This window comes from Bifidobacterium erythrocebi, assembly GCF_012932675.1.
GTDB classification, from domain to species: Bacteria; Actinomycetota; Actinomycetes; order Actinomycetales; family Bifidobacteriaceae; genus Bifidobacterium; species Bifidobacterium erythrocebi.
Window position 1 is genome coordinate 379,667 of record NZ_JAAIIF010000008.1, and the last position, 12,247, is coordinate 391,913.

A 12,247-nucleotide genomic window follows, 5' to 3' on the forward strand; every position below is an offset into this window, starting at 1 on the left:
TATTCCGGCTCCTTCCGTCATCCCCTCGGCCGCGAGAGGATCTTCCCCAGCTCGTCCACGTCCACGGCGACGACGTCGGGCGTCGCGGCATGCTCGCCCGGTCGCGGGATTCGACCATGCCATTTGGCGTTGGCATGTTGGGCTTCCTTGGTCTGGCTCCATGCGAGGAAGCCGGTGTTGTCGGCGATTGTGGCGAGCAGGTATTCGCGGTCGGTCCATTCGGCGCGCGGGTCGATCGCCTGCCAGATGCGCGCCTCCTGCGGGAGGTTCGCGGCGAGGTCGGCCATTCGCCTGCATCTGATGGAAAGGCCGAGCTCGTCGAGGTCGAGCCCGTAGTAACGCTGCAGGTCGGCCCGGAGCTTGTCGGGCGCCCTGTCGAGCATCGCCACGAGCATCAGGAGTTTGGGGCCAGTTCCTTCATGAGCTCGTTGATGAATTCGCTGACCGCCTCGAGCGGCACGCGGCCGGTTTCCGGGTCGCGCAGCGTCTCCTTGACGTCCTGGTATCTGCTCCCGGTGATGCGCTTTATCAGCGGTACGATCGCGAGACTCCCCTGCGGGGTGCCGTCGTTGACCGCGGCGACCAGTTCGACGATTTCGAGGTCGTCGAAGAGTTTCGGGTCGATGTCGAGCTGTATGCCGCGCACCTCCACATGCTTCGGCTTGTCTTTCGGCTGCAGATGGTCCTGCGGCGTCTTCTTTTCGCTCATTTCCGGTGCTTCCTATCTTGTTTCTCAAGGCCTCGTGGCATGCGAGCGCCCCGTCCGCGCGGACCTTGTATCGCGTGGGCGGGGCGTGTGGCGGGGTGTCGGTCAGTCGGACTTCTGCGGGGAGGTGATGGGTGCGATGTATTCGACGCTGGTTCCCCCGTCGATCTTGTCGGATGGGTTCGCGGCGAGTGTCACGTCGTAGGCCACGGCATCGCCGATGTGGTACTGGGTGTCGCCGAAGTCGTTCGGGGTCGCGTCGGGTACGACGATGCGGCGTGCCTTGTTGCCGGTGCACAATAGTTCGAATACGAACACTGCGGATTCGCCGGACGGCATTTTGTGGGTGATGGTCATCGTGTTGTCTGTGGCCTTGACCGCGTCGGATCCGTATCGGATGGTGGCGCTGGTCTCGTTCAGTTCGAGCATGACGAACTGGTAGGTTTCGGCGTAGCTGGTGATGACGGATAGTACGGTCACGCCGCCCGCGTCCTTGACTTCGGTCTTGTCGACGTCGGCGGACTGGGTAACGCCGTCCTCGCCGACGTATCCGACGCATTTGAAGGTTTGCGGCAGGTCGGTGGTCGCGTCCTTCGGGATGTCGGTGCCGGCGGGTGCCCTGTAGATGAAGCCGCTGGCCTTCGGCTTGCCGAGGCTGACGTTCTCCTTGTTGTTGCTGTTTGTGGCCATGGTGGTTTTCCTTTCACGCCTCCATGGAGGCGACTGTGATTTGTGTGAGGATCTGGTAGCGTTCCGTGAACGGCGGTCCGGGGTCGGGCAGGTGGGTGACGGATTCGATGGAGATGTCGGCGACGCGGTCGATGTCGGTCAGGCGCATGAGCCGCCGTTTGACGGTTTCGGCGAGCCGGGCGGCCTTGTATCGGCCTTCCGAGTCCCATGCCTGGATGGCGACGATGGGCGTGGACCGGTAGGGGCCCTCCATGCCTCCGGTGCGTTCCACGGTGATGAACCGGGCTGGCCTGTCCGGTGGGACGCTGAGGGAGGCGTGTATGCCGTCGAGTTCCGGTGCGGTGTTGAGCCATTGGACGATGGCGGTCTCGATGTCCATCAGCCGACCGCCTTGGCGAGCGTGTTGTGTCTGGCGTTGTCGACCATGGCCTTGACGGAGGCTGCGGTTCCATGCCCGGTTGTGGCCAGCGCGACGCATCCCTCCGGCGTCGAGACCGCCGGGAGGGCCTGGTAGGAGGCCCCCTTGGTGGAGACCATGCCGTTGGCGCGCGTTGCGATTGATTCGGCCTGTGCGGTGACTGCCGGTGCGGCCGCGCGTCGCACCTGCCGGAAGCCTTCGAGGTTGAGCTTGACCTTCGTCATCGTCTATCCCCTTTCGTCGTGGAGCTGGACGGTCAGGTTCCATCTGGTCGGCGCGAGCCCGCCGTCGTATGGCAGCGGGTCGCCGATGACCGTGTATTCGACGCCGTCCGGCAGCCGGATACGGCTGCCGCGCAGGCTGTGGTAGGGCCATGAGCGCGGCATGTGGATGGTGCGGTCGACCGATATGCCTTCCGGGCTGGTGGACGCGGTGCCGTTGGCCTGCGTGCCATCCTGGATGAGCACTCCGTCGACCCGCTCCTCGGTCTCCGTCCAGATGGGGTCTCCGCCGGGGTCGAGGCCGGATTGCGTGCGGCCGATGATCGTGACGGTCATGCCCCGTATCATCCGGCGCCTCCCGTCATGGAGACGGTGAACATATGGCCCGCACCTGCCGAGTCGAGGTCGGAACGCTCGGCCGAGGTGAGGTACAGGTCGCCAGTCGGATTGGCGTAGCTGTAGCTTTCGGAGTAGGATCCGGCGGTCTCGGTGTGCTGGCTGACGCCGGCCGTGTCGTCGGAGGCCAGCATTGCGCGTTTGACCATGGCGCAGCAGATGTCCTTGCAGATGCCCGGCTCGGCCTCCTCCGCCTGCCGCCATGACGGGCATTGCAGGCGGATCTTGCGGCTTGCGGCGTCGAGGAGGCGTTCCGCCTTGGTTCTGTCAGTTTCGTCGAGGACCCGCCAGACCTCCTCGAGATCGGGGATGGCGGCGAAGGCGCACGCCATGGTCATGCCTCCGTGACGCGCTGCTCGCCGGTGTCGATGTCGCGGGTGACGGTCACGCGCGTGCCGTCCGGGCGGATCGCGTCGAACCGTTCTGAGCGGTGGCCCGCGGGCGGGAACGGCGCGGGCTCCTCCGGCTGCGGATCCGGGGCCTGCGCGGGCTCCTCCGGCTGCGTTGGGGTGTCGTCGCCGATCTCCTCGTCCGGTTCCTGCGGGGTGACGTCGAGCTTCCTGTCAGCCATTGATGACTCCCTTCAGTCGCGCCGCGGCCTTTCCGGAGAACACGCCGAGGCCGCAGTAGAACTCGATTCGGGTCCTGTAGGCGGGCTTTTCCTGCAGCTGGCCGAGGTCCTCGACCTGCACGCCTCCGTTGGTCAGGCCGGTGACGCCCTGGTCTCCCTCGCTCGCGCCGAACTTGACGGCGTAGATGCTGGTGGTGGTGGAGTTGGTGCCCTGCGTCTCGTCATTGTCGAGGATCTCCTTGCCGGCGGCGGTCTGACCGGCCTCGAGCAGGGGGATGCCGTTCCACTGCATGACGCGCTTGCCGACGATGTCCTGCTGGAGGGTGGTGTCGTAGGAGATGTGGCGCATGGCGCTGGCGATCTTGCGGATGATGGCCGCGGAGGCGTAGATGGCGCCGTTGGTGGAGTTGATGCCCGGGACGGCGGCGAGCAGTTCGTCGAGCTTGTCGAGGAACTTGTGGATGTCGGCGTTGGATTCGCCCAGGATCGGCAGGCCGTTCTCCGCGGCGTCGATGACCTGCTTGCCGGCGAGGCGCTTCTTGAGGCCGTCGAAGCTCTTGGTGTCGACGCTGGAGTCGCCGTTGAAGAAGGTTTCCTGGTACTTGTAGCTGATCGCCTTGACCTTGAGCGTGGTCTGTTCGGCGCGCTGGTCGTTGACGTTGCTGCGGGTCTGCTGGATGAACCTGTCGACGTCCGCGTCGCCGCCGAGGATGACGAGCTTCTCGCTCTTCTGGTTGAAGGTGCCGGTGGACTCGGTGTAGGACTCGTTGACGCCTCGGAACGCGACGCCGGGCAGGGTCGCCTCCTCGTTGTAGGCGTAGGCGTTGCCGTCGATGTTCATGAGCGGGATGCGGTCGAGGATCGGGCTGACCTGCACGAAGGTCTCGAGGACGCCCTTGGCGAGGGTGTCGGTGGAGAGCTTCGCGGCCTCGGTGAGGTTGAGTGCCATGGTTGTGGTTTCCTTTCTGGTTGTCGGTTATTTGGCCGCGTAGGCCTGCGAGAGGAGCTGCAGCGGCGTCATGCCGCCGGTGGTCCCGGTGGCCGGTTTGCCGGCCGGCGGGGTGGGCAGTCCGAGGTTTGGCTTGAGGCTGTCCTTGAGCGCCTTCGCGTTCGCCTTGAGTTCGTCGCCGTCGCCTTTGAGCCTGGAGATGACGTCTCGGCCGAGGCCGGTGTCCTTGGCTATCTGGTCGATGAGGGCCTCGCGTTCGGCGGTTGCCTTGAGCGCGGCGATCTCCTTCGTCAGCGATTCGATCCTCTTGCCGGCGGCTTCGAGCTTCGAGGCGTTGTCGCTTTCGTTGGCGTCGTATTTGGCTGCCTTGGCCTTGTATTCGTCGTATCCGGCGTATTTGGCTTCGAGCTTCGCCTTTTCCTCTTCGACGCGGGCGGCGAGCGCGTGGCTGAATTCCTTGGCGTTGTCGGCCGTGGTGTTCTTCGCGTTGTCGCCTTCGCCGTCGGTGTTCTGGCCTGCTGGCGGTTCGCCTTCGCCTCCTTGCGGGTCTCCGCCTTCGATGAGGCGGAGGTGGCGCATGAGGTTGCGGCGGTGGGTGGCGTAGTGCATTGGTGCTCCTTTGGTTTTTGCGCACGGTTAGCGACGCGGCGTGCGGGGTCCGCGGTGAGTGGCTGGCGCAGGATTCGGACCTGCGTGGCGCGCGTGGCGCGGCCGATTTACAGTCGGCTCCGTTCGGCCTCTTCGGTAGCCAGCCTTGGCTGTGTTATGATTGATGTTGGTAAAGGTCTCATTGACACCATTTGGTGACATTGAGGCCTTTATCGTGCTCTGGTGAGTTTTCCGTCGTGGCGGATGATGTAGACTTTTCCGTCGCGGAAGGCCAGGCATCTTTTGATGCAGGCGATGAGCTCTTCATCTGACATTCCGTCGTTTTCGCTGTTGTCCATGACGACCGTTTTGGCGTCCGGCTTCTTCGATGCCGACTTCAGATGCGAGTTGATGGTGTTTGCGGATGATGTGTTTTTCAGCGTCTTGATCTCGATGCCGTTTTCGAGGTCCGCATATCCTACGTCGTGTGTTCCTTTGCCGTTTTCGTTGGGGACCTTTTTGACGTCGATCTTGAAGGTTGCCTTTACTCCGTTGTCGGCGAGGCGCTGCGCCGTTCGCATTTCATGCGGGCGGATGTCTGATATTTCCTTCTGGAGTTCCGGAGGGTTATATCCGACTGGTGGTGGTGTGCCGGTGTTGAGCCATGTGCGGTCGCGCCATCGCATCTCGGCGAGTTCGAGGTCTCGTTTCCATTTCTTGTATTCGGGGGCTTTGGCCTTCTCTTCGTTGGAGAGCGTCGACAGGTATTCCTTGTACTTGTCCTGCGTGGTGAGGGCGGATATGGTGTCGGCGCATGCCTTGTATTGCCTGTAGAGCGCTTCCGGGTCGTAGCCGGCGATGTGTCGTTCGCCCCATGACGGGACGATGTCGCAGTCGCATCGGCCGTTGTGGAAGCTGCCGCCGAGGCTGGCGGTCTCGCGTGTCAGGTAGACGAAGCCGCGGGATGCGAGCATGACGCAGAATTCGCAGGTCTTCCCTTTGGGCACGCGGGCCCATCGTGGTTTCGATGGGTCGGATCCGATTCGGTCGAGCATGCCGATGCGGCTGCTTGTGGAGACGACGCGCTGCAGGTACGTCTTCCACTGGTCGAGGTCGGCGTGTTTCGGCCAGAGATCTTCGATGCGCAGGCCGTATTTGTTGTGGACTTGGCCATCGGCGTCTGGGATGACGTCTTCGTATCTGAGTCCTGGATAGTCGGTGTTGTTGGATCCACCGGCGATTTTCCAGACCGCGCGGTTGGCGTCCGGGAGCGGCTGGCGGTCGAAGTCCGGCAGGTCGGTGCCGAGATACTTCGACCATTCGCTTCGGATCTGCTCGAAGTAGTCGGCGGCGGCCTGCGCTGCCTTGTCGTTGTAGCTTTCGACTTCTTCGCAGGCGGCTTCCCATCGGCTTTCGTCGTTCGGGAACCAGTGGTCATCTCCCCATATCGAATCCAGGCTCCATCCCGATTCGAGCTTGAGTCGTTCGAGACGCCGGAGATAGGCGTCATGCAGTTGGTCGAGCCGTTTGTCCAGTTCTTTCTGCGTATCCGGCAGCTGGCTGTCCGTTTGCATTGTCGGCTCCTTGCTGCTGGTTGGCTATGGTCTGGTCGATGCGGTCGAGCGCCTGCTGGGCGCGTTTGGCGCGTTGTTCGCGCCTGAGCGTCTGTCGTTGCCGGTCGCTCAGGTCGAGCATGTCGTAGGTGACGTCGCTGTCGGCGGGGAGGATGTTGGCCCCGACGAGTTTCACGGCGGCATCGGCCGCAGCGGCCCGGCTTGGCGTGGCGGGGTTGCGCCATTGGCTGGACACAGCCGTGGCCTGACCGTCTCCGGCGATGCGGGCGGCGGTGGCGATGATGCGTTCCCATGCTGGACCGAAGCGGCGTTGGCAGCTTTCCGCGTTGAGGCAGAGTTCCTTGACCGCCTTGTCGATCGCCTCGGCCGAGCTCGGGTTATCGGTGAGCACGCCCATCGAGTCGGGCGGCAGGCTGGTTGCGGCGGCGAACATCGAGGCGGTCTGGCGCAGCTGCGCGGCGTGCGGCTCGAAGCTCGCCTGGGTGAACGTGCCGACCTGCGGCAGGTTGCCCTGCTTGTCGCGCGGCAGGGCGAGGACCTGGTCGAGCATGATCTGCCATCGTGGTTTGAGGTTGCCGTCCTTGCCGCGGAACATGTCCTCGGTGACGCCGAGGAAGTATCGGGGCGGGACGCTGTAGAGTTCGGCCTGCACCTCGGAGCGCAGGAAGGTGCGCACGGCGCTGTCGGTCAGGCTCATGACGGTACGGCTGATGCGCGATCGGCCGAACGGCCGTTTGCTGTCCGGCCGGTATGCGAGCAGTTCGACGGGCAGTCGGCCCTGCCATTCGGCGCGCGCGTACACGCTCCACTGCCAGTCCTGCCTAGCGCATCCGACGAGTTTGCCGGGGAGCATGAGGTAGCATGCGCGGATCTGCCGGCCATAGGTCTCATCCTCGTCGACGTCGTAGAGCAGGGCTTCGGTGAGACCGTGGATGCGGCTGTCCCATGTGCCCGTGGCCACGTCGGCTGGGAACTCCTGGATGATCGCCGCCGGCTCTCCCCTGTCGGGCATGCCCTGGAGCGCGGCGACGAAGCTGCATGAGTGGACGAGTGCGTCGGTGTGCGCGTTTTCCGCGGTCTGCGCGAGGTCGTTGGCGTCGAGCAGGTCGCTGACCTGTTTGCTCAGGTCGCTGCCGTCCTGGGTAGTGATGCCGTCGAGCACGACGCGGTTGGCGAGCCCCTCGACGGCCTTTTCCGGCCATCCGACGACGATTTCGACGTCTTTGGCGATGGGAGGCAGGCTGTAGCCGAGGTCGTGCAGCTCGTTGCGGCCGTTGTAGTAGACGGTGCGGATGCGGTTGCGGGTGCGATGGCGGATGATTTTGGCGGTGAGGCGGCGGAAGGCGTCCTCTTCGTCGGGGGTCAGCCCGGCGATGGTGGCAGGCATCGGTTCGAGGAGTGTCATGGCAGTTCGATCATCCTTTGTTCTGGTTCGTCGCCCGGCCTGCGGGTGCTGGTGACCGCGCCGTGCAGGGCGAGCGTCGCGGCGACGAGCGGGCTGATGTCGACGTCGGATCCGAGTTTGTTCCATCCGAACGCGCCCTCGACGCCGATCTTGCGGACGGTCGCGCCGGCGACGGCCTGTTCGAGCGGGCGCACGTCCGGCTTGTGGCGCAGTTCGTGGTATTGGAGCATGTCGAGGAGGCGGCCGCACGCCTTGCCCATGTCGCTCGCGCTGGTGACGGTGACGTCGACGCCGGCGGCCTTGAGCGGCGGGATGAGCACGGTGGCGGGCGATTGCGCGTCGATGACGACGGCCGCGAGGCGGGGCCATCGGCGGACGAGGAAGTCGACGGGCCATTTGGTGCCGTGTTTTCTGACGCCTTTGAGCGCGGCGATGTCGATGTATGCGGTGCCGTCCTCGTATGCCTGGCATGCGCCGATGGTGATCCATCCGCGGTGCGGCGGCATGTCGATGGCCATGGCGGTCCAGCCGCCGGGCGCGCGTTCCGGCGTGGCGGCCTGAGCCCAGAGTTCGGGGTCGATGGCCGTGTGCTCGGTGTCCTGGTCCCAGATGCCGAGCGCTTCGCGGCGGAAGCTGTCCTCGCCGAGGTTCTTGAGCATGCGGAGCATGGCCGTGGCCGTGGTGCGGTGCGGGTAGCTCGGGTTGGCCTGGGCCCACGCGTCGGGGTCGGCGGTGTCGCAGTCGCGGTCGGCCCCGAACTCGATCCATGTGCTGTCGGGGTCGTGCGCGAGGCCGGCCGCCCGGCGGTCGGTGAACACTTCTCCAGGGTCCACCGGACGGGGCGGGGTGCCCATGTGGATGATGAGCGGGTTCTTCGCGGCGTTGGCGGTCGGGATTATGTCCTCGAGGGCTTTCTCGGTGAGGATCTGCGCCTCGTCGAAGATGATGACGTCGACTGCGGCGAAGCCTCGGCCGAAGCCTTGTTCGCGCGCGCCGAAGAGGATGCGGCTGCCGTTGGCGAAGGCTATCTCCTCCTGGCCGTTGGTCTGCCGGATGGCCTTGCAGTGGCGTGACAGTCCCGGGCGTTTGACGAGGGCCTGCATCGATTTGAAGGTCTCGGCCGAGGTGCGTGTGCGGTGAGCCGTCCAGATGACCTTGAGGTTCGGCGTGGTCAGGCACAGGATGACGATGATGGTGCCGACGGTGAAGGTCTTTCCGGTCTGCCGGCAGATGCTCATGCCGATGCCGCCGACCGAGCTGGCGTAGGTGCCGTCGGCGCGTTTGGCGAGCATGAGCGTTCCGATGCCCTCCTGCCATCGGTCGAAGTGGATGCCGATCCGATCGGCGACGCGGCGGACGCGGCCGAAGCCGGTGGTGGCGATGCCGTCGGGGATGTTCAGGACGCGGGCGGCGTCAGATAGCTTCGGCGTCGAATGGGTCGTCTCCGCTGCCATCTGCCATCTCCTCGGGGTCGTCGAGTATCGGGTCCGGTTCCCTCTCGCGGTCCATTTCGAGCAGTTCCTTGCCGACGGCGAGCAGCTGCTTGCTCAGTCCGGCGACGGCCGTGGCCGGACAGTGTGAGTCCTTGAGGTTGCGCATGAGCGCGGCGCGGCTGACTTCGAGCATGTCGCGGTATGTGGCCGGCGCGTCGGTCGGTTGCGGCGACGGCTCGTCGTGCAGCGACGGTATGAGCGACGTTTCCGTTTGCGGCGATCGCCGGTGCTTGCTGGCGAGTTTGCGGCAGTTGTCGGAGCAGTATTTCCGCTTGGCGCTGGCGTTTTTCGGGATTGCATGGCCGCATTGGGCGCAGGTTCGGATCGGCATGGCGTCTCCTTGTCCGCCGACACCATCGGCGGTGACGATTTATTTTTCACGGGGAGAGGGATAGGCGCTGCACCCGAGGTCGCCGCCGAGCCGCCGATGGGGGTATCCTCCCCTGGGGTTCACCAGTCGACGGCCTCGAAATCGCTCGGCTTCATCGCGACCGATGGCTTGCCGCCGGAGAGCCGCCGCTTCACTTCGGCTCTTGCCCATGCGAGCGTGTGCGTTCCCTTGACGGCGTTGCACCAGCGGTGGGCCGGGCCGCTGTTCGCCTTGCAGACGCGGCCGCCGTTGGCGATGGCCACGGTCTCGTCCACCACGAAGCTCCATGGGTGTGGCGGGCGGAGCGTGTAGTCGATGGGCCTGCCGCAGATGTAGCAGTCGGACTTGCGTGACCGGTAGTACGCCTGGACCTCGCGCCGACGATACCCGTTGCGATAACGCGGGTTGCTCATGTCATGATCTCCAATAAGCCAGAACAGTGCGCCCCTCACCCATTGGAAGACGCCTCCCCCTGATACGCGGAGAGCCACGAACCGTGCGGCCCGTGGCTCCCTGCGGATATGAAAAAATCCAACTTAGTTAGTTATACGTCGACAGTGCGGGTTTGTCAACTCGCGCTGAAGCCCTCCCTGTCGACGGCCTTCCAGATGTCCCACAGCAGGTACGTCGGCTTGCCTCCCTCATCGCCGACCGGCCTGATGATCCCGCGGCTCTTCCACTTGCTGATCGTGCCGCGCCTCACCCGCACCCCGCACCTGCCGAGCAGGGCGGCGAGCTCGGCTGCGGTGCCGGTGGCTCCGCAGGCGGCGAGCCTGAGCACGCGCGCCTCGGCCACGTCCCTCACCCGCTGCTCGCGCCCGCAGGATTCGCACACGATCCACCCGCCGTCGATGTCCGCCTGCTCGGCCCACAGGTCGCCGTCGCATCCGAGGCACCGGCCGATCATGGTGCGGTCCGGCTCGGGTTCCAGGAACCGCCCCATGCGCCGCGCGGCCTTGTCCACGAGCGCGACGATGGCCGCGGCGTCCGGGCGTTCGAACAAACGTTCGATGTTACACGGCTGTCCCAGCGCCCAGGACAGCCACACGGTGTCGCGCTCCCCGGTCGGCAGGCCGACGGCCCTCGCCAGCCGGAGCACCAAGGCGTCGATGTCCTGCGACAGCTGCCACGCGCCGAGGTTGATCGGCAGCGGCGCGACCGTCCGCACGCCGTGGCCGGAGGATCCGGCGGTGATGCGGCACTGCTTGCGCGCGATGGCCAGCAGCGCCTCGTCCCCGTCGTGGATGGCGGCGAGCGCCTGCTTGAGTTTGGCTTGTTGGCGGCTGTGGTGGCTGTGGTGTGGTGTCCTGTTGTTGTGTTCGAACATTTGTTCGCCATTCCGTTCCTCGCTATGATGGGTTTTGGGTGTGCCTCTGCTCGGTGTCGGGTGGGGCTTTTTTATGCCTGGTGGGTGATGATGGCTTGGATTTCGTCTGGTGGGATTTGCGGGATGAGGGGTGCGATTTCGTCGATGGTGTAGCCGGCGTGGTGCCAGTTGAGGATGAGGTCTTTCATGGTTTGTTTCATCGTGTTTCCTTTTGTGTGGTGTGACGGCCCGCGATGCGGGTGAGGTGTCTGATGCAGGCTTGTCGGGTGGGTCTGTGGGTGACGGCGATCTTCCATGTGGTGGGGCCGTCGGGGTTGAGGAGTTCGCCTGTCCATCCGAGTGTGTTGCGGGTGGTTCGTATGGCGAGGGTTCGGTGGCTGATGGTGATGAATGTGGTGTTCGTTGTTTTGGTTTCCTTTGGTTTGGCGTGCTGTTCGATGAGGTCGAGGATCCAGATGGCCGTGATGAGTGCGAGCGCTGTGGCGAATGCGAGGGTTTGCCGGATGGTGTCGAGCATGTTTTTCATCTGGCTCCTTTCAGTCGGCGGTGTTGATGAGTCGGATGATGCGTCGGCCCTGGCCGATGATCTGTTCGGCGACGTGGATGACGGTTTCGGCGTCTCCTGTGCGGGCGGCGGTGATGCCGGTGGTGGCGCAGTCGGTGCAGATGCGGCTGAATGCCTGGATGGCGTCGTGTTTCTCCTGTTCGGTCATCGTGCGGGCTCCTTGTCGGTTCCGCTGGCGTGCGCCCAGTCGCATGTGATGCCTTTCTGGACGCCGATGGTGATGCAGGTGACGTGGCGGGTGTCTTCGAGGGTGAGGTCGCATTGGGTGATTATGGGGTCGCTGTTGCCGGTGTTGAGCCTGTGGCATGCGGTCTGGGCGGGTGCGGCGGTGCCGGTCGTGCCGGTGGCGGCGCAGCCGGCGAGCGCGATGCTTGTGGCGAGGATCGTGGCGGCGAGCGCGGCGCGTGTGGTGGTGTTTCTCATTGGTCTTCCTCCTGGTGGTAGTGGCGGTATTCCCGGATGTCGCGTTGGATGCAGTCGAGGGCGCGGTGGCTGGTGGCGTGGTGGTCGGCCCATGGGTCGGGCCGGTGGTGGAATCTGCGCCACCAGCGGAGTGTGCTGAGGTCGAGGGCGCGGTAGTCGAGCAGGCCGTCGATTTGGTATCCGGCCTTGCGGGTGAAGGCGAGGTCGAATGCGGGGTTGGTGCCTGCGGGGATGAGGTGGAACCGGTCGGCTAGGTTTTCGATGGTCTCCTCGATGGCGTTGCGTGCGGCCTGCGGGCTGTGGGTCTGCGGGTCGGCGTCGAGGATGGCGTGGAGGAGCCCGTTGTCGGTGTGCATGGTGAAGACGGTGTGGTCCATGGCGGTGAGGTCGAGCCGTTCGGGGCGGATGATCCTGTGGCAGGCGGCGATGTCGGTCCCGGCGTCCGTGCTGGTGCATCGGATGGCGATCTCGAGGAGCTGGTCGTGTTCGGGGTCGATGCCGGTGGTCTCGACGTCGATCCAGAGGAGCGCGTCGGGTTTGAGTTCGTTCAT

21 protein-coding genes and 1 tRNA gene are annotated in these 12,247 nt (G+C 64.9%); all 22 read right to left on the minus strand.

What is annotated here, in order from left to right:
* Positions 1–17 precede the first annotated feature (17 nt).
* Positions 18–395: a DUF5361 domain-containing protein gene (locus G1C98_RS05240; protein WP_240944916.1), complete on the minus strand. Its 378-nt coding sequence runs from the start codon at positions 393–395 to the stop codon at positions 18–20.
* Positions 395–709, minus strand: a complete 315-nt coding sequence (locus G1C98_RS05245) for a hypothetical protein (protein ID WP_169079912.1) — start codon at positions 707–709, stop codon at positions 395–397. Before G1C98_RS05245 ends, G1C98_RS05240 begins: the two co-directional genes overlap by 1 nt.
* Positions 710–811: 102 nt before the next feature.
* Positions 812–1,396, minus strand: a complete 585-nt coding sequence (locus G1C98_RS05250) for a phage tail tube protein (RefSeq protein ID WP_169079914.1) — start codon at positions 1,394–1,396, stop codon at positions 812–814.
* Positions 1,397–1,409: 13 nt separating this feature from the next.
* Complete coding sequence (locus G1C98_RS05255) at positions 1,410–1,775, minus strand: hypothetical protein (RefSeq protein WP_169079916.1); 366 nt, start codon at positions 1,773–1,775, stop codon at positions 1,410–1,412.
* Positions 1,775–2,038, minus strand: a complete 264-nt coding sequence (locus tag G1C98_RS05260) for a hypothetical protein (protein WP_169079918.1) — start codon at positions 2,036–2,038, stop codon at positions 1,775–1,777. Before G1C98_RS05260 ends, G1C98_RS05255 begins: the two co-directional genes overlap by 1 nt.
* A gap of 3 nt (positions 2,039–2,041) precedes the next feature.
* Positions 2,042–2,371 carry a hypothetical protein gene (locus tag G1C98_RS05265; RefSeq protein WP_236028168.1) on the minus strand — a complete coding sequence of 110 codons (330 nt, stop codon included), beginning with the start codon at positions 2,369–2,371 and terminating at the stop codon, positions 2,042–2,044.
* A gap of 8 nt (positions 2,372–2,379) precedes the next feature.
* Positions 2,380–2,769 (minus strand): Gp19/Gp15/Gp42 family protein, encoded by a 390-nt coding sequence (locus tag G1C98_RS05270; RefSeq protein WP_169079920.1) that lies wholly within the window; start codon positions 2,767–2,769, stop codon positions 2,380–2,382.
* A complete protein-coding gene (locus G1C98_RS05275) occupies positions 2,766–3,002 on the minus strand; it encodes a hypothetical protein (protein ID WP_169079922.1) in 237 nt (78 codons plus the stop codon). The genes G1C98_RS05270 and G1C98_RS05275 overlap by 4 nt, the downstream gene beginning before the upstream one ends.
* A complete protein-coding gene (locus G1C98_RS05280; protein ID WP_169079924.1) occupies positions 2,995–3,951 on the minus strand; it encodes a major capsid protein in 957 nt (318 codons plus the stop codon). Before G1C98_RS05280 ends, G1C98_RS05275 begins: the two co-directional genes overlap by 8 nt.
* 27 nt (positions 3,952–3,978) lie before the next feature.
* Positions 3,979–4,560, minus strand: a complete 582-nt coding sequence (locus G1C98_RS05285; protein WP_169079926.1) for a hypothetical protein — start codon at positions 4,558–4,560, stop codon at positions 3,979–3,981.
* Between the two features lie 59 nt (positions 4,561–4,619).
* A tRNA-Tyr gene (locus G1C98_RS05290) sits at positions 4,620–4,705 on the minus strand.
* Positions 4,706–4,769: 64 nt separating this feature from the next.
* Positions 4,770–6,113, minus strand: coding sequence for a VG15 protein (locus tag G1C98_RS05295; protein ID WP_169079928.1), 1,344 nt, complete (start codon positions 6,111–6,113; stop codon positions 4,770–4,772).
* Complete coding sequence (locus G1C98_RS05300; RefSeq protein ID WP_169079930.1) at positions 6,046–7,518, minus strand: phage portal protein; 1,473 nt, start codon at positions 7,516–7,518, stop codon at positions 6,046–6,048. Before G1C98_RS05300 ends, G1C98_RS05295 begins: the two co-directional genes overlap by 68 nt.
* Positions 7,515–8,972, minus strand: coding sequence for a phage terminase large subunit (locus G1C98_RS05305; protein ID WP_169079932.1), 1,458 nt, complete (start codon positions 8,970–8,972; stop codon positions 7,515–7,517). Before G1C98_RS05305 ends, G1C98_RS05300 begins: the two co-directional genes overlap by 4 nt.
* The gene (locus G1C98_RS05310) at positions 8,932–9,342 is read right to left on the minus strand and encodes a hypothetical protein (protein ID WP_169079934.1); all 411 of its coding nucleotides are present in this window, start codon (positions 9,340–9,342) and stop codon (positions 8,932–8,934) included. Before G1C98_RS05310 ends, G1C98_RS05305 begins: the two co-directional genes overlap by 41 nt.
* A 119-nt stretch (positions 9,343–9,461) precedes the next feature.
* Complete coding sequence (locus G1C98_RS05315) at positions 9,462–9,794, minus strand: hypothetical protein (protein ID WP_169079936.1); 333 nt, start codon at positions 9,792–9,794, stop codon at positions 9,462–9,464.
* 155 nt (positions 9,795–9,949) lie between these two features.
* On the minus strand, positions 9,950–10,708 hold the full coding sequence (locus G1C98_RS05320) for a hypothetical protein (protein WP_169079938.1): 759 nt from the start codon (positions 10,706–10,708) through the stop codon (positions 9,950–9,952).
* A gap of 71 nt (positions 10,709–10,779) precedes the next feature.
* Positions 10,780–10,908, minus strand: a complete 129-nt coding sequence (locus G1C98_RS05325) for an antitoxin (RefSeq protein ID WP_169079940.1) — start codon at positions 10,906–10,908, stop codon at positions 10,780–10,782.
* Positions 10,905–11,234, minus strand: a complete 330-nt coding sequence (locus tag G1C98_RS05330) for a hypothetical protein (RefSeq protein ID WP_169079942.1) — start codon at positions 11,232–11,234, stop codon at positions 10,905–10,907. The genes G1C98_RS05325 and G1C98_RS05330 overlap by 4 nt, the downstream gene beginning before the upstream one ends.
* A gap of 10 nt (positions 11,235–11,244) precedes the next feature.
* A complete protein-coding gene (locus G1C98_RS05335; protein WP_169079944.1) occupies positions 11,245–11,421 on the minus strand; it encodes a hypothetical protein in 177 nt (58 codons plus the stop codon).
* Positions 11,418–11,696, minus strand: coding sequence for a hypothetical protein (locus tag G1C98_RS05340; RefSeq protein WP_169079946.1), 279 nt, complete (start codon positions 11,694–11,696; stop codon positions 11,418–11,420). Before G1C98_RS05340 ends, G1C98_RS05335 begins: the two co-directional genes overlap by 4 nt.
* A complete protein-coding gene (locus tag G1C98_RS05345; protein WP_169079948.1) occupies positions 11,693–12,247 on the minus strand; it encodes an exonuclease domain-containing protein in 555 nt (184 codons plus the stop codon). Before G1C98_RS05345 ends, G1C98_RS05340 begins: the two co-directional genes overlap by 4 nt.

Bases quoted from the DNA above. Each gene is read 5' to 3' on its own strand.
- G1C98_RS05260 (WP_169079918.1), bottom strand. From the start codon at position 2,038: ATGACGAAGGTCAAGCTCAACCTCGAAGGCTTCCGGCAGGTGCGACGC.
- G1C98_RS05340 (WP_169079946.1), bottom strand. From the start codon at position 11,696: ATGAGAAACACCACCACACGCGCCGCGCTCGCCGCCACGATCCTCGCC.
- G1C98_RS05320 (WP_169079938.1), bottom strand. From the start codon at position 10,708: ATGTTCGAACACAACAACAGGACACCACACCACAGCCACCACAGCCGC.
- G1C98_RS05300 (WP_169079930.1), bottom strand. From the start codon at position 7,518: ATGACACTCCTCGAACCGATGCCTGCCACCATCGCCGGGCTGACCCCC.
- G1C98_RS05335 (WP_169079944.1), bottom strand. From the start codon at position 11,421: ATGACCGAACAGGAGAAACACGACGCCATCCAGGCATTCAGCCGCATC.
- G1C98_RS05315 (WP_169079936.1), bottom strand. From the start codon at position 9,794: ATGAGCAACCCGCGTTATCGCAACGGGTATCGTCGGCGCGAGGTCCAG.
- G1C98_RS05280 (WP_169079924.1), bottom strand. From the start codon at position 3,951: ATGGCACTCAACCTCACCGAGGCCGCGAAGCTCTCCACCGACACCCTC.
- G1C98_RS05295 (WP_169079928.1), bottom strand. From the start codon at position 6,113: ATGCAAACGGACAGCCAGCTGCCGGATACGCAGAAAGAACTGGACAAA.
- G1C98_RS05245 (WP_169079912.1), bottom strand. From the start codon at position 709: ATGAGCGAAAAGAAGACGCCGCAGGACCATCTGCAGCCGAAAGACAAG.
- G1C98_RS05305 (WP_169079932.1), bottom strand. From the start codon at position 8,972: ATGGCAGCGGAGACGACCCATTCGACGCCGAAGCTATCTGACGCCGCC.
- G1C98_RS05330 (WP_169079942.1), bottom strand. From the start codon at position 11,234: ATGAAAAACATGCTCGACACCATCCGGCAAACCCTCGCATTCGCCACA.
- G1C98_RS05255 (WP_169079916.1), bottom strand. From the start codon at position 1,775: ATGGACATCGAGACCGCCATCGTCCAATGGCTCAACACCGCACCGGAA.
- G1C98_RS05250 (WP_169079914.1), bottom strand. From the start codon at position 1,396: ATGGCCACAAACAGCAACAACAAGGAGAACGTCAGCCTCGGCAAGCCG.
- G1C98_RS05345 (WP_169079948.1), bottom strand. From the start codon at position 12,247: ATGAACGAACTCAAACCCGACGCGCTCCTCTGGATCGACGTCGAGACC.
- G1C98_RS05325 (WP_169079940.1), bottom strand. From the start codon at position 10,908: ATGAAACAAACCATGAAAGACCTCATCCTCAACTGGCACCACGCCGGC.
- G1C98_RS05265 (WP_236028168.1), bottom strand. From the start codon at position 2,371: ATGACCGTCACGATCATCGGCCGCACGCAATCCGGCCTCGACCCCGGC.
- G1C98_RS05285 (WP_169079926.1), bottom strand. From the start codon at position 4,560: ATGCACTACGCCACCCACCGCCGCAACCTCATGCGCCACCTCCGCCTC.
- G1C98_RS05270 (WP_169079920.1), bottom strand. From the start codon at position 2,769: ATGACCATGGCGTGCGCCTTCGCCGCCATCCCCGATCTCGAGGAGGTC.
- G1C98_RS05240 (WP_240944916.1), bottom strand. From the start codon at position 395: ATGCTCGTGGCGATGCTCGACAGGGCGCCCGACAAGCTCCGGGCCGAC.
- G1C98_RS05275 (WP_169079922.1), bottom strand. From the start codon at position 3,002: ATGGCTGACAGGAAGCTCGACGTCACCCCGCAGGAACCGGACGAGGAG.
- G1C98_RS05310 (WP_169079934.1), bottom strand. From the start codon at position 9,342: ATGCCGATCCGAACCTGCGCCCAATGCGGCCATGCAATCCCGAAAAAC.